Below are 17,796 nucleotides of genomic sequence, written 5' to 3'. Positions count from 1 at the left end.
ATGATCGCACCCAAGTTCAACCTGCAACAGGCCTGCTGATAATTTCAGCGGGCCGGTATCGGTCTGGTGAGGTTCATCAAGTCACTGTCAGACTCGGGCGGGTGACAGTCCCTCAGGAGGTAAGGGCGTGAGCGAAGGCCGTCAGGGCACGGGTGGCAACAGTGCCCCCACCGTGCTGCGCATGATCCTCGGCCGCCGGCTGCAGGACCGTCGGCAGGATGCGGGCGTCTCGCTGGAGGCGGCCGCCAAGGCGCTGCGCGTCACGCCCCTCACCATCCGCCGCCTGGAGAAGGCGGAGGTGGGACTGCGCCCGCTGTACGTGGAGCTGCTGCTCCAGACGTACGGGGCCGACCGGCAGGAGATCGAGGAGTTCGTCGTCCTCGCCGAGCGGGCCAACGCGCCCGGCTGGTGGCACACCTACCGCGATGTCCTGCCCAGTTGGTTCAGCGCCTATGTGAGCCTGGAGACCGGGGCCAGGACGCTGCGCACCTACGAGCCGCACTACGTCACCGGACTGCTGCAGACGCCCGCGTACGCGCGCGGAGTGCTCGGCGGCGGCTTCCCGAACGACAGCGACGAGGACCTCGACCGGCGGGTGGACCTGCGGCTGCGCCGGCAGAGCCTGCTGGAGAGAGCCGACGCGCCCACGCTGTGGGTGGTGATGGAGGAGGCCGTGCTGCACCGGGTGGTGGGCGGCCCCGAGGTGATGCGGGAGCAGATCGAGCGGTTACTCGATGTCTCGGAGCTGGCGCACGTCAGCGTCGACGTCGTGCCGTTCACCGCGGGCGCCCATGTCGGAGCGTGCGCGCCGTTCACCTACTTCCGCTTCGAGGCCCCGGAGCTGCCGGACATCGTCTACACCGAGGTCCTCTCGGGCGCGATGTACCTGGACCAGCGCTCCGACGTCGTGGCGCATCTCGAGGCGCACAACCGCATGTCCCTGCTGACCTCGGACGCGGACAGCAGGGCACTCCTGAACCGCATGCGCAAGGAGTACTCATGAGCTTCATCGACTGTCACGTGTACAACGGCATGCCCGCGTCGGAACTCGGCGAACAGGGCTGGGAGTCGCCGTGGAGCGGGCCCAACGGGGGGCAGTGCGTGCAGACGAAGCAGCTGGCCGACGGCCGCGTGGCCCTGCGCCAGTCGACCGACCCGGCCGGTCCCGCCCTCATCTACACCCCGGAGGAGATCGCCGCGTTCGTCGCCGGCGTCAAGCGGGGTCTGGCCGACCATCTGGCCACCGGCTGACCGAGAACCCCAGCGGGAAGATCCGTGCCGGCCCTGGCCGCGACCTGCCCGACACCCCCACGATCACCACCGAAAGGGACAGGATGACCAACTCCCACGCCGCGCGGGACATCGACACCAGCAGGCCTCACTCCGCCCGGATGTACGACTACTACCTCGGCGGCAAGGACCACTTCGAGATCGACGAGCGGGCCGGTGAGCAGGTCGCCGGCGTCTTCCCGGCGATCTACGTGTGCGCCCGCGAGAACCGGGCGTTCATGCACCGCGCCACCCGGGTCCTCGCCCGGGAGCACGGCATCCGGCAGTGGCTGGACATCGGTACCGGTATCCCGACCGAGCCGAACCTGCACCAGGTCGCCCAGTCGGTGGTCCCCGACGCCCGGGTGGTGTACGCGGACAACGACCCGCTGGTGCTCAAGTACGCCGAACGCCTCATGCGCAGCACGAGCGAGGGCCGCACCACCTACATCCACGCCGACTTCACCGAGCCCGACACCATCCTGAACGCGCCGGAGCTGGCCGAGGCGCTGGACCTGACGCAGCCGGTGGCGCTGTCCCTCAACGCGCTGCTGCACTTCATCCCGGACGCGTGGGGCCCGTACGACATCGTGGCCCGGCTCATGGACGCCCTGCCGTCGGGCAGCGCGCTGGCCATCAGCCACTGCACGCCGGACTTCGACCCGGAGACCTGGCGGAAGCTGGTGGACATCTACATCAGCTCCGGGACGCAGGTGCAGGTGCGGTCCAAGGAGGAGTTCGCCCGTTTCTTCGAGGGGTTCGAGCTGCTGGAGCCCGGCGTCAGCGTGGGGCACCGCTGGCGCCCGGAGGGCGACACCGAGGCGACGGACGCCGAGGTCAGCCTGTGGACGGCCGTGGGGATCAAGCCGTAGGGCCGCACGGGAGAGGGTGGCGGGGCCGGTCGGCTCCGGAACCGGGCGGGCCCTGTGGGCCGGTGGTCCCCGGTCCCGGGGCCGACCGGCCCCTCTTGGCCTCGACGCCCCGAAACGGCCCGGAAACCCCGGTGGGTGCCTGCTACACCTGAGGCCGCCGCCCGCAGCCGGGCGGCGCTCTTCCTGCCAACCGTTCCCGTCCGGGAGGTCCCATGCTGTCCGCAGAGTCCGCCGCCGTGGTCCGTGCCACGCTGCCCGCCGTCGCGGGAGCACTCGACGAGATCACGACGCGCTTCTACGGCGCGATGTTCCACGACCGCCCGGAACTGCTCGACGGGATGTTCAACCGCGGCAACCAGGCCAGCGGCGCCCAGCGGCGGGCGCTGGCCGGTTCGATCGCCGGGTTCGCCACCGCGCTCCTCGACCACCCCGACATCCGTCCCGACACTCTGCTGGACCGCATCGCGCACAAGCACGCGGCGGTCGGGGTCACCGACGACCAGTACACGATCGTCCACAAGTACCTCTTCGGCGCGATAGCCGAGGTGCTCGGCGACGCGGTCACCCCCGAGGTGGCGGCCGCCTGGGACGAGGTGTACTGGCTGATGGCCGGCGCGTTGATCGGCCAGGAGGCGCGGCTGTACCAGGAGGCGGGCGTCCGGCCCGGCCGGATCTGGCGGCGGTGGACGGTCGTCGAGCGCCGCGCCGAGACGCCGGACGCGGTGTCCTTCCTGCTGCGTCCCGTCGACGGCGAGGCGGCGCCCCGGGCGCGCGCGGGCCAGTACGTCAGCGTGCGGGTGCGCATGCCCGACGGGGTGCACCAGCTGCGTCAGTACAGCCTGTCCTCGGCCCCCGGCGGCGACCTGCGGCGCATCACCGTCAGGCGGGTCGCGGGCGAGGCCGGCGCACCGGACGGCGAGGTCTCCAACCTGCTCCACGCCGAGGTGCGGGAGGGCGACGAACTGACGCTGTCGGCGCCCTTCGGCGACGTGTTCCTCGACGACCCGGCCGACGCCACCACGCCCGTCGTGCTGGTCTCGGCGGGCATCGGCGGCACCCCGATGACGGGCATCCTGGCCCACCTCGCGGCCATCGGCTCCTCCCGCCCGGTGACCGTGCTGCACGCCGACCGCTCCCCCGCCGAGCACGCGCTGCGCGCCGAGACGCGCGAGCTGGCCGGCCGGCTGCCGGGCGCCCGAACCGAGTTCTGGTACGAGCGGCCCGGCGCGGAGGAACCCGCCGCCCGTACCGGCCTGATGGATCTCACCGACATCGAACTGCCCTCCGACGCCACGGTGTTCCTGTGCGGCCCGCTGCCCTTCATGCGCGCCGTCCGCAGTCAGCTGCTGGGCGCGGGCATCCCCGCCCGCCGCATCCGCTACGAGGTCTTCGGGCCCGACCTGTGGCTGCCCGGCGAGACGGACTGAACGGGCCGCGGACGTACGGGCCGTCCGGTCCCCCCGGGTGCCGGACGGCCCACTGACGGCCCCTGCTCCGCCAGGGAACAGTGAGGTTCGCGGTTGCGGAACAACCGTTGAGAGACGAGGAGTCGGGCGATGGCGAAGGCATACCTGGTGGGCGGTGGGATCGCGGCGCTCGCCGCGGCCGCGTTCCTGATCCGCGACGGCGGATTCGAGGGGGCGGACATCCACCTCTTCGAGGAGCAGCGGCAGCTCGGCGGAAGCCTGGACGCCGGCGGCACGCCGGACGCCGGTTACAGCATGCGCGGCGGGCGGATGTTCGAGGCGGAGTTCCGCTGCACCTACGACCTGCTGTCCGGCATCCCCACCTTGGACGACCCCTCGGTGTCGGTGACGCAGGAGATCCTGGCCGGGCACGAGGAGTTCGGCTGGGACGACGCCGCGCGGCTGGTCGACGGCGAGGGGCGGATCGTCGACACCTCCACGATGGGCTTCTCCGAGCGCGACCGGCTGGAGCTGGTGCGCTGCCTGGCGAGCGCCGAGAGCCGCCTGGACGGCAAGCGGATCACGGACTGCTTCGGCGAGCACTTCTTCACCACGAACTTCTGGTTCATGTGGTGCACCACGTTCGCCTTCCAGCCCTGGCACAGCGCCATCGAGTTCCGCCGCTACCTGCGCCGCTTCATCCACCTGTTCCCCGAGTTCTCCTCCATGTCGGGGATCCACCGCACCCGTTACAACCAGTACGACTCGATCGTGCGGCCCCTGGCGGCCTGGCTGCGCGAGCGCGGTGTCGTCGTGCACGCCGGCGCCCGGGTCACCGACCTGGCGTTCACGCCCGGACAGCACAGCGGCACGGTCGAGACGCTCTACGTCACGCGGGGCGGCGTCGAGGAGAAGATCGCCGTGACACCCGAGGACCTCGTGTTCGTCACCAACGGCTCCATGACCGACGCCTCCACCCTCGGCACCCACACCTCGGCCCCGCCGCCGGCGCCGGGCCGCTCCGGCTCCTGGCTGCTGTGGCACCGACTGGCCCGGGGCCGCGAGGAGTTCGGCAACCCCGCGGCCTTCGACAAGCACGTCAAGGAGTCGCGCTGGGAGTCCTTCACGGTCACCGCCAAGGATCCCGCCTTCCTCGACGCGCTCGCCGAGTTCGACCGGCGCGAGACCGGCCGGGGCGGCCTGATGACCTTCACCGACTCCAACTGGCTGCTGACCATCGTCGCCAACCGCCAGCCCGTCTACCGCGACCAGCCCGAGGGCGTCTCGGTGTGGTGGGGCTACGGTCTCTTCCCGGGCCGCGCGGGCAACCACACGCCCAAGCCGATGACGATGTGCTCCGGCCGGGAGATCCTGGAGGAGGTCCTGCACCACCTGCGCATCGAAGGGGAGCTCGCGGAGCGCGTCCTGGCCACCTCCACGGTCGTGCCGTGCGTGATGCCGTACATCACCAGCCAGTTCCTGGTCCGGCGCCGCGAGGACCGGCCGCACGTGGTGCCGGAGGGGTCGGTGAACCTCGCCTTCATCGGGCAGTTCGCCGAGGTGCCGGACGACGTCGTCTTCACCGTCGAGTACTCGGTGCGCACCGCCTGGACGGCCGTGTCCCGGCTGCTCCACCTGGACCGGCAGCCTCCCGCGGTCTACAAGGGCCACCACGACCCGCATGTGCTGGCCGCCGCGCTGGAGACCATGCACCGCCGGTGACCCACCGCGGCAGGCCGAATACTGATCGAAACCGCTGTCGGCGCGCCGCTGCTGCGTTAGCCTCGTCTTCCTCTCTTGGGCGAACTGGCATACGACGAACATCACTTCGGGGGACCCGTGTCAGAACACCGCTCGGTGCCGTCGGGCTCGGCACCGGACGAGGCCGCGGCGCTGCGGCAGACCGGCGCCGCGCCCCTGCACTCGGGGGATCCGCGCCGCATCGGCCCCTATGTGCCGCTGGCGCTGCTCGGCAGCGGCGGCATGGGGCGGGTGTATCTCGGCCGTCCGGCGGGCGGCGGGCCGGGCCTGGTCGCGGTGAAGGTGATCAGGCCCGAGTACGCGGACGACGCGGGTTTCCGGCGGCGGTTCGAACGCGAGGCGTCGGTGCACGACCTGGTCCGCACCGCCCGTACGCCCCGGCTGTGCGGCACGGGCTTCGAGGACCGGCTGCTGTGGATGGCCACCGAGTATCTGCCGGGCCTCGATCTGGCGGACGCCGTGCGCGAGGACGGCGCCCTGGCGGCCGCCGCGGTGTGGCGGCTGGTGGCCGAGCTGGGGCGGGCGCTGGCCGACCTGGCCGCCGCCGGGATCGTGCACCGTGACCTGAAGCCGTCGAACGTGCTGCTGTCCGTCCACGGCGCGCACGTCATCGACTTCGGCCTGTCGAAGGCCGTCGACGCGAGCGCGCTGACCGGCACCGGCAACCGGGTGGGGACCCCGGCCTACATGTCTCCGGAGCATCTGCGCACGGGCACCTGCGAACCGTCCTCGGACGTGTTCTCGCTGGGCGCGACGCTGGTCTACGCGGCGACCGGGCATGCGCCGTTCGGCGACGGCACGGGCGTCGACGTGATGCACCGGGTGGCCTTCGAGGAGCCCAACGGGGAGCTGCTGGGCCAGGTCGCGGCGGCGGACGCCGACCTCGCCACCCTGCTGTCCGCCTGTCTGGCGAAGGAACCCGAGGGCCGGCCCACCCCGCAGGACCTGGTCGACGCGGCTTCGGTCCGCGCCGAGGCGGCCGACTGGCCCGAGCCGCTGGCCGGACGGGTGCTGGCCCGGCAGCGGGCGTACGAGGTGCTCGACGGTCTGCCCGGTGACGGGACGACGCGCCTGCGCTCCTCCGATGCCCCGATGGCGTCGGCTCCCGCTCCGGCGGGGCCCGCGGAGCGCCCCGCCGGGGGCGAGGCCGAAGCGCCCGCGGCTCCGGCGGACCCGCCCGAGCGCTTACCCGCCGACGAGCCCCGCACCGGTGGCCGCAGGAAGCCTCTGCTGGTCGTCGCCGCGGGGGTCGTGCTCTGTGCGACGGCCGCGGGCATCCTCGCGCTCGACAGCCCGCTCCCGCCCGCCTCGGGCTCCTCCCCCGGCTCCCGTACGAGCAGCGGCGGCAACCGGGCCGACGGCGCCCGGCCGACGGCGTCGGGTTCCCACACGTACACGTCCGCCTCCGGCAAGAGCGTCGACGGCGGCGCGCGGACCGCCGAATCCCCCTCCGCGTCCGCCGCCTCGGGCTCGGCCCGGCCCGGGCGGCACGACGCCTCCGCCTCTCCGACGGCCCCGGGGCCGAGCGCGAGCGACGATCCGACCGGGACGGCGCCGGCGACCGGGGCGCCCGAAGACCCCGCGACCCCGCCCTGGATCTCCGACTGCACCTACTACGTCGGCAACGGCCGCACCCGCGAGGGCGACAGCGGCAAACGCGTCCTGCAGGTGCAGTGCATGCTCACCAAGCGCGGTTACAGCGTGGGCGGTTCGGGTGTGGACGGCGAGTTCGGCCCGGGGACGACGGCCGCCGTGGAGAGCTTCCAGAACGCCAAGGGGCTCGACGCCGACGGCGTCGTGAGCCACGACACGTGGACCGCGCTGCGCGAAACCGACTGAGCGCGTGATCGATGCCACAAGCGAGACGGTGCCGTTTCGATAGCGGCGGGGCTACGCTGATCCCCACGTGAACGAAACGGTTTCGTTCAGGGGAGAAGCCCGCCATGACCTCCGTACTCGTCGTCCATGACCAGTCCCTGCAACGCCTCGGCCTGCGCATGCTCCTCGCGGCCGAACCCGACCTGACCGTCATCGGCGAAGCGGCGAACGCCCTGGGCGCAGCGGACCGGTGCGAGGAACTCCGTCCCGACGTGGTCGTCATGGGCAGCGGCGCGTCCGACGCGGACGGCATCCAGGCCATTCGCCGCATCACCCGCCCCGTCGCGCCGGGCGAGCGCCGCCCGCGCGTCCTGGTGCTGACGCCGACCAGCAGCGAGGCGTACGCCTCGGCCGCACTGCGCGCCGGGGCCGGCGGCTTCCTCGCCCAGCACGCCACCCCTCAGGAGCTCACCGCCGCGGTCCGCGTCGTGGCCGCCGGGGACGCCGTCATCACTCCGGCCCTGACGCGCGCGCTGATCGAGACCGTCCGCCAGGAGCAGCCGGCCCCACGCACCGCCCGCCCGGCCGGGCTGGCCACGCTCACCGAACGCGAACGCGACATCCTCACCGCCGTGGCCTCCGGCTGGTCGAACGCCGAGATCGGCGAGCGGCTGTCCATCGCCCCGACGACCGTGAAGTCCCACGTCAGCCACATCCTCGCGAAGATCGGCGCGCGGGCCCGGGTGCAGGCCGTGATCTTCGCCTACGAGACGGGCCTGGTCCGCCCGGCCGCCGCCTGACCGTCCCGTCGCGGCCCGATCCTTCGAAAGGCCTCGCCGCAACGGCCGGGCGCAGTTCGACCGTTGCGGCGAGGAGTCGGTCAGCCCTGGACGGGCCGGCCGCGGCCCCAGGCCCAGGCCAGCCGGTCGGCGCCGGACTGGTTGGTGGTGGCCAGCCAGGGACGGGAGGGGTCGCCGACCAGCTTCTGCATCGAGTAGATGTCGTCCGTGCGCAGGCCCGGCCAGTACACGGAACCCATGCCGAGCTCGCGGGCGGTGTCGGTCTCGGCCTGGATGAAGTTGACGTAGTTGTCGTCAGGCGCGGGCTTGTCGTAGTTCAGGCCGGTCGTCATCGGGGCACCGAACTCGTCGATGACCGTGCGGCTCGCGCAGTCGCCGATGCGCTCCTTGAGGTCGGACGCCCACTGGTCGTAGGTGGCGTACGACTTCCAGAAGCCGTAGTGGTGCAGCGACAGGTAGGTGCCCTTCAGGCGCGGGTCGGCGCAGACCGAGGTGACGTGGTCGTTGTAGCCGGCGCCGCTGACGAAGACACGGTCGCGCGGGACGGACGGATAGGTCGCGAGCCACTTGGCGGCGATGTCGGCCCACTGGGCGTCGGTGTAGCCGTGCGGTTCGTTCATCGGCTCGAAGTAGACGCGCGGGTCGTGCTTGTACGTCCTGACCACGGTGTCCCACATGGGCCAGAAGGTGGCCTCGTCGTCGATGTAGCCGTCGCGCTTGTCGCCGGTGCCCTCCCAGTAGGACACGATGACCTTGAAGCCGTGGGCCGAGGCCGCGTCGATGACCGCGCGGTAGGACTTCCAGTACGCGCCGTTGACCGTGTAGGGGTTGATGGGCAGCCGGACGGTGTTGGCGCCCAGGTTCGCGCGGAACGCGGTGATGATCCGGCTCGCCTTCGCGTACGTCCGCGCGTAGTTGTCGGAGGTCGACAGGCCCGACAGCTGGAGGTAGTCGTCGGCGAAGTTGTCACGCGGGTCGGCCCAGTTGACGCCCCGGAACTGGCTCGTGCCGGTCGGAGCGGCGGCGGAGGCGGAGGCGGGGCTGCCGGCCAGCGTCGCGCCGCTGACCGCGGCGATCGCCACCGCCACACAGGTGGCGCGCAGCCGGGAGCTCAGGCGGTTCTTGGCGGGGGTCTTGCGCATCGACGTGCCCTTTCAGGAGGTGGCGGCTCGGCGCTCCGCAATGTTTACGTAAACATCTACTGCCGTCGTGGGGGATGTTTACGTAAACTCGGCGGCGCCGGAATCGTGGCATCCGCCCCGGCGGCAGTCAAGGTGTCTCACGCGTAACATCCGGTGGACTCCGCAACGGGTGCGGAGCCGGGTCGAAGGAGGCTCCAGTGGTGGAGCGGGGTGGTTCCGGTGTGCCCGGCGGGCGCCGCAAGCAGCGGGTGTCGATGGCCGACGTCGCCAAGCTCGCGGGCGTCTCCTCGCAGACGGTCTCACGGGTCTCCAACGGCCATCCCGGGGTGATCGCCGCCACCCGGGAGCAGGTGCTGGCGGCCATGCGGGAGCTGGGCTACCGGCCCAACAGCGCGGCACGCGCGCTGCGTTACGGCCAGTTCAACACCATCGGCGTGATCCTGTTCAGCCTGTCCTCGACCGGCAACAGCCGCACCGTGGAGGCCATCGCCACGCATGCGGCGGCCGAGGGCTACGCGATCACCCTGATCCCGATCGACGTGCCGACCCAGGACAACGTCCTGGGCGCCTTCACCCGCATGGGCGAGCTGGCCGTCGACGCGGTCGTCGTCATCATGGAGGTCCACCTCCTGGACACCGGGTCGGTCCAACTGCCGCCCGGCGTCCACGTCGTGGTCGTCGACTCCGACGCCGGTGACCGCTACAGCGTCGTCGACACCGACCAGGCCGACGGCGCCCGCAAGGCCGTACGCCATCTGCTCGACCTGGGCCACGAGACGGTGTGGCACGTCACCGGGCCCGAGAGCTCCTACGCCGGACAGCACCGAACCCAGGTCTGGCGTGCGGCACTTCAGGAGGCGGGGCGCCCGGTGCCGCCCCCGCTGCACGGCGACTGGTCGGCCGAGTCCGGCTACGCGGCGGGCCTCACACTGGCCGACCGCCCCGACTGCACCGCCGTGTTCGTGGCCAACGACCAGATGGCGCTGGGCGTACTGCGCGCCTTCCACGAACGCGGGGTCGCCGTCCCGCAGGACGTCAGCGTGGTCGGCTTCGACGACATCCCCGACGCCGCGTACTTCGTGCCACCGCTCACCACGGTGCACCAGGACTTCGCGGAGGTGGGCCGACGATGCGTGGAGAAGGCCCTGCAGCAGATCCGCGGGGGCGGCGGGGTACGGCCGGGCACGGACCTGGTGCCGACGTCGCTGGTGGTGAGGGGAAGTACGGGGTCACCGCGGAGGTGACGGGGTTGCGCCAGGTGCTCCCCCGTCGGCGGGCGGACGGTTCGCCGCCCAGCCCGGGAGGGGCTGTTTGCGGGTGCGATAGGCGCGGGCCAGGGCCAGGCGGGCCTGTTCGGCGCCGTCTTCGGTGATGCGGTAGAAGCGGCGGCGGGGGCGGCCCGCCTCCTCGTGGACGGCCGGGTCCTCCCAGGTGCTGTCCAGCCAGCCGACCTGTTCCAGACGCGCGAGGATCGGATAGATCGTGCCCGACGGCAGTCCCGCCGGCTCGCACAGCTCCAGGCCGTAGCGCTCCTTGGCGGGGTCCTCCAGCAAAGCCCGCAGCACCAGTTGGGTCTGCAGGGTCATACGGAGCGTACCCATACTCGTACTCTACATAGCCTGTATATGGGCTGTGCAGAGTCACGCGGGAAGGGGTGGCCGAGGAGAGGTGATCGGCGGGGACGCAGGACGCTCCCGCCGATCGGTGACTCAACCGGCCGTGCAGGTGCTGCCGTTCAGGGTGAACGCGGTCGGGGCGGTGTTGGTGGAGCCCTTGCTCGCGATGAAGCCGACGGTGACCGAGCCGCCGGCGGGGATGGTGGTGGTGTAGGAGGCCGGGGTGACGGTCACCGCGGCGCCGGACTGCGTGGCCGTACCGCCCCACATGTTGGAGACGGTCTGGCCGTCGGCGAAGGCGAAGGCGAGCTTCCAGCCGTTGATGGCGGCGGTGCCGGGATTGCCGATCTTGATCTCGCCCTGGAAGCCTCCGGGCCACTCCCCCACGAGGCGGTAACCGACCGAGCAGGCGGTGGTGGGGGCCTTGTCGGTGGTGACGTTCACGGTGGCCGAGCGGGTCGAGCGGTTGCCGGCCGCGTCGTGTGCGTAGACGGCGAAGGTGTACGCGGTCGCGGCGGTCAGCCCCGACACGGTGGCGGTGTTGCCCGTGGAGGTGGCGACCCGGGTCTCGTCGCCGCCGGTGACGCGGACGACGTCGTAGCCGGTGACCCCGACGTCGTCGGTGGCGGCGGGCCAGGTGAGGGCGACGGACGTGGCCGTGACGGCCGAGGCGGTGGGCGTACCGGGCGCGGTCGGCGCCTGGGTGTCACCCGACCCGCCGCCACCGAAGACCGTGGCCTCCTTGGCGGTGCGGGCGATGCCGTTGGCGCCGTTGAAGACGCGCTGCCCCCAGGAACTGAGCTGCTGGGGATCGAAGTTGACCGCCAGGTCCAGGATCGGGTCGGTGTTGCCGCTCCACGACCAGGCCAGGTAGCCCAGCTTCAGCTGCTGGGCGGTGGCCATCATGGTGTCCTGGTCGGGATCGCCGTACTGGTCGGCCGGGCCACCGAACTCGCCGATGAGGATGGGCAGTTTGGCGTCGACGTAGGCGTTGAGGTAGTCGGTGATCTCCTGCGCGGTGTCGAACACGCTGTACATGTGGATGGAGAAGATGAGGTTGCCGGTGGTGTCGGCGTCGTAGACCGCCTTGGCGTTGGCGCGCATCACGCCCTGCCAGTCCTGGCCCCAGTTGGGGGCGTCGACCATGATCGTGTGCTGGAGCCCGGCGGCGCGCAGCTTCTTGACGGCGGCGACGGTGGGGGCGGTCCAGCCGTCCGGGTTGGTGTTCCCCCAGGGCTCGTTGCCGATGTTGATGATGATGTAGTTCTCCTGGTCGGCCAGCACGTCCTTCAGGCCGATCCAGTAGTCGGCCGCCTGGTCGAGCGTGCCGGCCGCGCTGTCCTCGCCGTAGCCGGTGGTGTCGTGCACCTCCAGGACGCAGATGAGCCGGTTGGCCTTGCACTGGGCGATGACGTCGGCGACGTCCGAGGCGCTGTTGGCGGCCCAGCGGTGACCGTCGGCCAGGACGACCCGGACGGAGTTGGCGCCGAGGGCCTTGATGTCGGCCAGCGACTGCTTGGTCCTGCCCGGGTACCAGGTGTGGGCGGCGTTGACGCCCCGCATGACGAAGTCGTTGCCGTTGCCCTCGACCAGCCGGCCGTTGCCGATGTGCAGGCCGGTGGCCTGGACCCCGGGTGACTGGGCGTGGGCGACGGCGGGGAAGAGCGCGCCGACGAGGACGAGTCCGACGAGGCTCGCCAGCAGGGCCACCAGGCCCGACAAGGGGTGCTGTCGTGTCGTGCTGCTTGTTCTTCTCACTGCGGCTCCATGGGGGTGAGCGCCGGGAGACCCAGGCGTGGAAAGGACACGAGCAGGTTTATGGGAGCGCTCCCATGAATCCACATCGTCCAGTACACGTCAAGGAGTGGGGCGCGGCCCCAACCTCCCGCACCGCTCAGACCACGAGATGCGCGATGTGCGCGACGACCGTGTCGAGGATGTCCGACCAGGCCGACTCGTCCCCCAGCACCAGGAAGTTGAGGGTCAGCCCGTCGGTGACGGCGGCCAGGTAGCGCGCCAACACGGGTACGGGGACGCTCAGTTCGAGATCCCGGTCCAGCCTCAGCCGCTCGATGAGCTCGGCGAAGGCGCTGCCGTACAGCTCGTGCTGGCGCCGGGCCAGGTGCTCGAAGCCCGGCTCGCGCAGGGCGTACTGGGTCAGTTCGTAGGTGAGCATGTGCTCGTCGGGGTGGGCGCGGACGTGGTCCCAGTACGCCCGGAAGCCGGCCCGGACGGTCTCCTCCAGCGTCGCCTTCGGGCGCAGCGCTTCCTTCACCACGGTCACCGAGTGGTCGGTGAGGGTCGTGATGACCGACTCGATCAGGGCCTGCTTGGAGTCGAAGCAGTAGTGGAAGACGCTCAGGGACACGCCGGCCTCGGCGGCGATGGACCGGGTCGTCGTCCTGGCGACGCCGTCCCGGGCCATCGCCCGGATCGCCGCTTCCGTCAGCTGTCTGCGTCGTTCGGCCGACGGTCTGCGCGCCATGCGTGTCCTTGAGTGTCGTGCGGGGTGTCAGGCGCTGTGGACGCCGACGTCGTAGAGCGAGTATCCCCAGGAGGTGCCGCGGGCCAGGCCGTGGACGCGGACGTAGCGGGCCGGGGTGCCGGTGAACCTGGCCGTGTCCAGCCCGCCGTCGCCGGAGGTGGTGGACCAGGCGGTCTGCCAGGTGGTGCCGTCGGTGGACAGCTCGATCCGGTACGACTTCCCGTACGCCCGCTCCCAGTCGAGGGTGACCCGGGAGACCAGGTGGGTGGAGCCGAGGTCGACCTGCCACCACTGGTCGTCGTTCCAGTCACTGGCCCAGCGCGTGCCGCCGTCCCCGTCGACCGCCCGCTCCGGCTGATAGCTGGTGAACGGGTTCCACTCGGACGAACTGGCCGTCGCCGGCTGCCCCTTGGCAAGATCGACCGACGCCTGGTGCCGCTCCGTCGCACCCCAGGTGTCGAGGTAGGACTGCGCGCCCCGGAACAGGTCGTCGACCACGGCCTGTCCGCCGACCTTCCTGATGTCCTCGATCCAGTCCGGGATCATCCCGACGTGCGCGGCGCCGTCGGTGTTGATGTCGAAGGTGCGCTCGCCGGAGGTCTGTCTGTCGATGACCGAGCCGCCGTCGACACTTCTGAAGGGGTACGTCACCGGGTTGGAGGTGTTCGCGCCGCGTGGGGCCGGATGGTCGCCGACGCCGTTGAAGTCGGTGCCGAAGCCGTAGCCGACACCGTATTTGTCGCGCAGCGCCTTGGTGCGGGCCGCCTCGGCGACGAAGCCCTCGGAGCCGTGCATGTACTGGGCGACGAAACCGCCGAGGGAGTAGACCCGCTCGGTCCAGTTCAGGTCCATCCAGCTGTGCGAGGAGATCACGCCGGGGTAGGAGGCCGACTCCAGGATGTCGAGTGCCTGGCCGACGGCCTTGACGCTCATGTGGTCGATCTCCAGCATCATCTTGCGCTTCATCATCCCGCGCACGGCGTACTCGCCGAGGTCGGTGAGCCCGCGCTTGTTGCACTGGGCGCCGGAGTCGTACGAGGGCACCGCCACGCCCGACGGCAGGTCGGACTCGGCCGCGGAGGAGGCGTTGCCGATGGGGTTGTCGTGCTGGGGGCCGGTGCACTTCTCGGTCTGCCAGAAGGTGCCGGTGGACAGGAACTGGCCGACGTTGATGGCCGTTCCGAGGCCGCCCGAGTCGAAGCGGACACCGCACAGCGCGTTGTCGAACTTGTGGCACAGGAACATCGAGCGCACACCGAGCCCGTACAGCTCGTCCAGCCCCTTGTCGATGTCGGCCTTGCTGCACTGCGGGATGTCCAGGATCTGCTTGCAGCCGAACGGCTCGGACGTCTCCACCCCCAGGATGACGGCCAGCTTGCCCTGTTCGATGACCTCACGCGCCTGCGCGCTGTCGGTGACGATCCGGAACCAGCCCTTGCCGGGGCCGCCGTACATCGCGTCGACGTAGTCCTGGAGCTGGTACGTCATCCGCGCCTGCAGCCTGATCGACGTCATCTCGTCGCAACTGCGGTCCTTGAACGGGTAGATGGAGCAGATCATGCCGTTGGTGACGAGGTCGTTGACCAGCACCCGCTGCCCGCCGCGCCAGGCCCGCTCCACCCAGGCGTAGTAGTCGGCCTGGTGGGTCATCGAGTCGTAGGCCGGCCAGTCCTTGAAGGTGGGCCAGCCCACCGGGTCGTGCCTGCCGTCGCCGCCGTGGGTGATGTAGTCGAAGACCGCGAGGGTCCCGTCGGGGTAGTGCTCGGGGCAGTCCTTGAGCGCGTCGGCGACGCCGTTCGCCGAGAACACCTTGCCGCAGATCAACCGCCCGCCGAAGGCCTCGTTGCCGAAGAGGTGGTTGTGGGCGTCGACGAACCCGCGCACGTCTCCGGCCGAGTCGGTGCCGGTGAACGGCTCGCCGGTGACGTTGATCTGCACGTCAGGGGTGGGCGCCGCGGTCGGGATCCACCAGTCGCCGCCCGCCGCCGAACTCGGCGTGGGGCCGAGGACCACGGCGAGCACCAGGAGGAGCAGCGACATCAGGGTGACGTTCCTGCGTCTGCGGTTCGAGTGTCGGTTCGGCGTCACTGCCCACGTCCCTCCGTCGGCGCGGCCGGCCCCATGGCATGGGGGACCCATGGGGTTGTCATGACCAGCGCAATATCTGGGACGAGGATCGGGGCGGCGGCCCGGCGAGTCAAGGGTCCGGGACGCTTGACCTGATGACGCCGGGGGACGTTCGGCGGCCGGGACGCCGCCCCTTGATGGCGCCGAGGGGTGTTCAGTCCGCGAATCGGGCCCATTCGCCGAGCACGGGCACGCACTTCTCCGCGAAGTACTCGTAGTCGGCGGCCGTGTTGTACACGTGCGCGGACAGCCGCCAGTAGCCGATACCGGCGAAGCTGGTGAACGCCGCCTCCACGTCCAGTTCACGGGCGACGCGGTCGCGCAGGGCGTCGGCCTCGACGCGGGTGCGGCCCAGGCCGTCGGGGAGGCGGACCAGGCGCATGCCGGGCACGGGCATGCCGACGTCGACCCGGCTGTCCTCGCCGGTGAGGTCCGCGAAGGCGGCGCCGACGACATGGGCGCCGTAGTCGGCCAGGTCGTCCATGTGGCGGCGGGCGGCCTCCCAGCCCCACGTGTGCTCGACGAGCGCCAGGGCGGTCGGCGCGGCCAGATAGGAGGTGGCGTCGATGGTGCCCTGCTGGTCGAAGCGGTCGGGATAGGGGTCGGGGGCGCCCCACGAGTCGATGAGCGGGTACAGGTCCTCGCGCCGCGGGCCGCGGGCGACGAGCGCCGCGGTGCCGCGCGGGGCGCAGCCCCACTTGTGCAGGTTGCCGGTCCAGAAGTCGTAGGGGGCGTCGGCGAGCGGCGCGGCCAGCAGCCCGGGCGCGTGCGCGCCGTCGACGAGCATCGGGATGCCGCGTCGCCGTGCCTCCGCGCCGATCGCCTCCACCGGCAGCCTGCGCGCGGTCGCCGAGGTGATCTGGTCGACGACGATCAGACCGGTCGCCTCGCCGAGTTCGGCGGCCACGGCCTCGTACGCCTGCTCGGCGTCGGCGTCCAGCGGCACCCGCGCGGTGCGTACCCGGCCGTCCCAGCGGCGGGCAAGCCGCTCGGCCCCCATGGTCACGGCCCCGTAGCCGTGGTCGGTGACGACGATCTCGCCGCCTGGACGCGGGGCGAGGGCGGCGTAGACGACGCTCGCGCCGGCGCTGGCGTTCGGCACCAGGGCGAGGTCGCCGGCGTCCACCCGCAGGAAGGCGGCGAGTCCCCGGCGGGCGGCGGCGAGGCGCGGGGGCAGCGTCGGGAACCACACCACCGGCGAGCGTTCCATCTCGGCCCGCAGTTCCCGCTGCCGCTCCTGCGCCGCCAGCGGGACGGCGCCGAACGAGCCGTGATTGAGATGCCTGAGGGCGGGGTCCAGCGACCACGCCTCGGCGGCGGGCCGGCCGTCGGCCAGCAGCAGGGGGTGCGGCGCGGTGGCCGGCTCGGTTTCGCTCACGTCGGGCAGCTTTCCGGAGGACGTACGATCACCCGCATCCTGACATGGCACGCGGGCCGCCCGAACGCCCGGTCCGGTGGGATGGCTCCGCGCCGCGGCCCCGCCTGCGACCTGTTCCCGCCATGGAACCTGCCGATCCGGGCGGTGCTGGAGGAGGTCCGGGACCGCTTCTCCGGCGGCCTCGACGGTGCGGGCGCGGTTACTCCGGCGGTGTCGGGGTGTCGTGTGTGCGGTACATCGCCTGGACGTCCAGCTCCAGTTGGACGGTCGGGCCGACCACGGCGATGCCGCGGGCCAGCATGGACCGCCAGTTCAACGTGTAATCCTCGCGGTGCAGTTCGGTCTTGGCCAGCGCGGCGCAGCGCAGCTCCTCGCCGTAGCCGCCGTTGACCATGCCCAGATAGGTCGTGTCGAGCGAGACCGAGCGGCTCACGCCGTGCATGGTCAGGCTGCCCAGCAGGGTCCACTTGCTGCCGCCCCGGTAGGCGAAGCGGGTGCTGGTGAAGTCGATGTACGGGAAGCGGTCCACGTCCAGGAAGTCGTCCGAACGCAGGTGCGCGTCCCGGGTGTTGTTGCCCGTGGTGATGCTCGACGCGTCGATGCGCACGTGGACGCGGGAGTCGGTGATGTCCGGGGTGACCTGGATGCCGCCCTCGAACCGCTCGAAACGGCCGTGCACATGTGCCATGCCGACGTGCTTGGCGATGAAGCGGATCGCCGTGTGCGGCGGGTCGAAGAGCCAGGTGCCGGGGACCGGGAGGTCCGCCTGGCGGCCGGGCTGGAGCCACACCTTCTGCGGTTCCAGGGGCGCGTCGGCGGTGACTTCCACGGTCTCCCGGTGGGGTTCGAGCCCCTCCGCCACGACCATCAGGCTGTAGCTGCCCGGCGGAAGGGCCGCGAGGAACAGGCCGTAGGGGTCCGTGGTGCCGCGGGCGGCGACCTGGTGGCTGCGCAGTTCCGTCACCGTGACGTCGGCGGCGCCCAGGGGCTGGCTCACCGGGTCCAGGACCTCGCGGACGACGACGCCCGCGCCGGACGGAACGGGGAACGCGTGGCCCGCGGCGTTCCCGGGGGCATGTCGCAGGCGCCGCCGGAGCAGTCCGAGGGGCATGGGGTTCACCT

At 71.5% G+C, this 17,796-nt stretch carries 15 protein-coding genes; 8 read left to right on the top strand and 7 right to left on the bottom strand.

Annotated features, from left to right (window positions below):
- Positions 1-127 precede the first annotated feature (127 nt).
- The 7 genes from ACQF4J_RS40120 (at position 128) to ACQF4J_RS40090 (ending at position 7,926) form a co-directional block, all read left to right on the top strand.
- The gene (locus tag ACQF4J_RS40120) at positions 128-1,003 is read left to right on the top strand and encodes a helix-turn-helix domain-containing protein (protein WP_351564292.1); all 876 of its coding nucleotides are present in this window, start codon (positions 128-130) and stop codon (positions 1,001-1,003) included.
- Entirely contained in the window at positions 1,000-1,251 is a 252-nt protein-coding gene (locus ACQF4J_RS40115) for a DUF397 domain-containing protein (RefSeq protein WP_351564294.1), read from the top strand. The genes ACQF4J_RS40120 and ACQF4J_RS40115 overlap by 4 nt, the downstream gene beginning before the upstream one ends.
- Positions 1,252-1,334: 83 nt before the next feature.
- A complete protein-coding gene (locus ACQF4J_RS40110; RefSeq protein ID WP_351805478.1) occupies positions 1,335-2,141 on the top strand; it encodes an SAM-dependent methyltransferase in 807 nt (268 codons plus the stop codon).
- A 212-nt stretch (positions 2,142-2,353) separates the two neighbouring features.
- The gene (locus ACQF4J_RS40105) at positions 2,354-3,568 is read left to right on the top strand and encodes a globin domain-containing protein (protein WP_351564298.1); all 1,215 of its coding nucleotides are present in this window, start codon (positions 2,354-2,356) and stop codon (positions 3,566-3,568) included.
- A gap of 129 nt (positions 3,569-3,697) precedes the next feature.
- Complete coding sequence (locus ACQF4J_RS40100) at positions 3,698-5,269, top strand: oleate hydratase (protein ID WP_351564300.1); 1,572 nt, start codon at positions 3,698-3,700, stop codon at positions 5,267-5,269.
- Between the two features lie 117 nt (positions 5,270-5,386).
- Positions 5,387-7,147 carry a protein kinase domain-containing protein gene (locus tag ACQF4J_RS40095; RefSeq protein WP_351564302.1) on the top strand — a complete coding sequence of 587 codons (1,761 nt, stop codon included), beginning with the start codon at positions 5,387-5,389 and terminating at the stop codon, positions 7,145-7,147.
- Between the two features lie 104 nt (positions 7,148-7,251).
- Positions 7,252-7,926 carry a response regulator transcription factor gene (locus tag ACQF4J_RS40090; RefSeq protein ID WP_351564303.1) on the top strand — a complete coding sequence of 225 codons (675 nt, stop codon included), beginning with the start codon at positions 7,252-7,254 and terminating at the stop codon, positions 7,924-7,926.
- An 80-nt stretch (positions 7,927-8,006) separates the two neighbouring features.
- Here ACQF4J_RS40090 and ACQF4J_RS40085 read toward each other — a convergent pair whose 3' ends face one another.
- Positions 8,007-9,068, bottom strand: coding sequence for a glycoside hydrolase family 5 protein (locus ACQF4J_RS40085; protein WP_351564305.1), 1,062 nt, complete (start codon positions 9,066-9,068; stop codon positions 8,007-8,009).
- Positions 9,069-9,265: 197 nt separating this feature from the next.
- Here ACQF4J_RS40085 and ACQF4J_RS40080 point away from each other — a divergent pair, with 197 nt between their 5' ends.
- Positions 9,266-10,312, top strand: coding sequence for a LacI family DNA-binding transcriptional regulator (locus ACQF4J_RS40080; protein ID WP_351805484.1), 1,047 nt, complete (start codon positions 9,266-9,268; stop codon positions 10,310-10,312).
- Here ACQF4J_RS40080 and ACQF4J_RS40075 read toward each other — a convergent pair.
- The 6 genes from ACQF4J_RS40075 to ACQF4J_RS40050 form a co-directional block, all read right to left on the bottom strand.
- Positions 10,298-10,669, bottom strand: a complete 372-nt coding sequence (locus tag ACQF4J_RS40075; RefSeq protein WP_427168017.1) for a PadR family transcriptional regulator — start codon at positions 10,667-10,669, stop codon at positions 10,298-10,300. The genes ACQF4J_RS40080 and ACQF4J_RS40075 overlap by 15 nt on opposite strands.
- Positions 10,670-10,777: 108 nt before the next feature.
- Positions 10,778-12,442, bottom strand: a complete 1,665-nt coding sequence (locus ACQF4J_RS40070) for a cellulase family glycosylhydrolase (RefSeq protein WP_427168016.1) — start codon at positions 12,440-12,442, stop codon at positions 10,778-10,780.
- A gap of 136 nt (positions 12,443-12,578) precedes the next feature.
- On the bottom strand, positions 12,579-13,169 hold the full coding sequence (locus ACQF4J_RS40065) for a TetR/AcrR family transcriptional regulator (protein ID WP_351564315.1): 591 nt from the start codon (positions 13,167-13,169) through the stop codon (positions 12,579-12,581).
- Positions 13,170-13,196: 27 nt separating this feature from the next.
- Positions 13,197-15,209: a discoidin domain-containing protein gene (locus ACQF4J_RS40060; RefSeq protein ID WP_427168015.1), complete on the bottom strand. Its 2,013-nt coding sequence runs from the start codon at positions 15,207-15,209 to the stop codon at positions 13,197-13,199.
- A 241-nt stretch (positions 15,210-15,450) separates the two neighbouring features.
- Positions 15,451-16,674, bottom strand: a complete 1,224-nt coding sequence (locus tag ACQF4J_RS40055; RefSeq protein WP_427168014.1) for an aminotransferase class V-fold PLP-dependent enzyme — start codon at positions 16,672-16,674, stop codon at positions 15,451-15,453.
- A gap of 199 nt (positions 16,675-16,873) precedes the next feature.
- Positions 16,874-17,785: a YceI family protein gene (locus tag ACQF4J_RS40050; RefSeq protein WP_351805488.1), complete on the bottom strand. Its 912-nt coding sequence runs from the start codon at positions 17,783-17,785 to the stop codon at positions 16,874-16,876.
- Positions 17,786-17,796: the final 11 nt, after the last annotated feature.

It is taken from the genome of Streptomyces sp. C1-1 (assembly GCF_050214755.1).
In the GTDB taxonomy this organism is placed as follows: Bacteria; Actinomycetota; Actinomycetes; order Streptomycetales; family Streptomycetaceae; genus Streptomyces.
The sequence above is the reverse complement of the archived record's forward strand: the minus strand, read 5'-3'. Positions and strand labels throughout refer to the sequence as shown.

Excerpts from the sequence above, each read along its gene's own strand:
- ACQF4J_RS40060 (WP_427168015.1), bottom strand. The coding sequence starts at position 15,209 with ATGTCGCTGCTCCTCCTGGTGCTCGCCGTGGTCCTCGGCCCCACGCCG.
- ACQF4J_RS40050 (WP_351805488.1), bottom strand. The coding sequence starts at position 17,785 with ATGCCCCTCGGACTGCTCCGGCGGCGCCTGCGACATGCCCCCGGGAAC.
- ACQF4J_RS40085 (WP_351564305.1), bottom strand. The coding sequence starts at position 9,068 with ATGCGCAAGACCCCCGCCAAGAACCGCCTGAGCTCCCGGCTGCGCGCC.
- ACQF4J_RS40065 (WP_351564315.1), bottom strand. The coding sequence starts at position 13,169 with ATGGCGCGCAGACCGTCGGCCGAACGACGCAGACAGCTGACGGAAGCG.
- ACQF4J_RS40075 (WP_427168017.1), bottom strand. The coding sequence starts at position 10,669 with ATGGGTACGCTCCGTATGACCCTGCAGACCCAACTGGTGCTGCGGGCT.
- ACQF4J_RS40110 (WP_351805478.1), top strand. The coding sequence starts at position 1,335 with ATGACCAACTCCCACGCCGCGCGGGACATCGACACCAGCAGGCCTCAC.
- ACQF4J_RS40115 (WP_351564294.1), top strand. The coding sequence starts at position 1,000 with ATGAGCTTCATCGACTGTCACGTGTACAACGGCATGCCCGCGTCGGAA.
- ACQF4J_RS40090 (WP_351564303.1), top strand. The coding sequence starts at position 7,252 with ATGACCTCCGTACTCGTCGTCCATGACCAGTCCCTGCAACGCCTCGGC.
- ACQF4J_RS40105 (WP_351564298.1), top strand. The coding sequence starts at position 2,354 with ATGCTGTCCGCAGAGTCCGCCGCCGTGGTCCGTGCCACGCTGCCCGCC.
- ACQF4J_RS40100 (WP_351564300.1), top strand. The coding sequence starts at position 3,698 with ATGGCGAAGGCATACCTGGTGGGCGGTGGGATCGCGGCGCTCGCCGCG.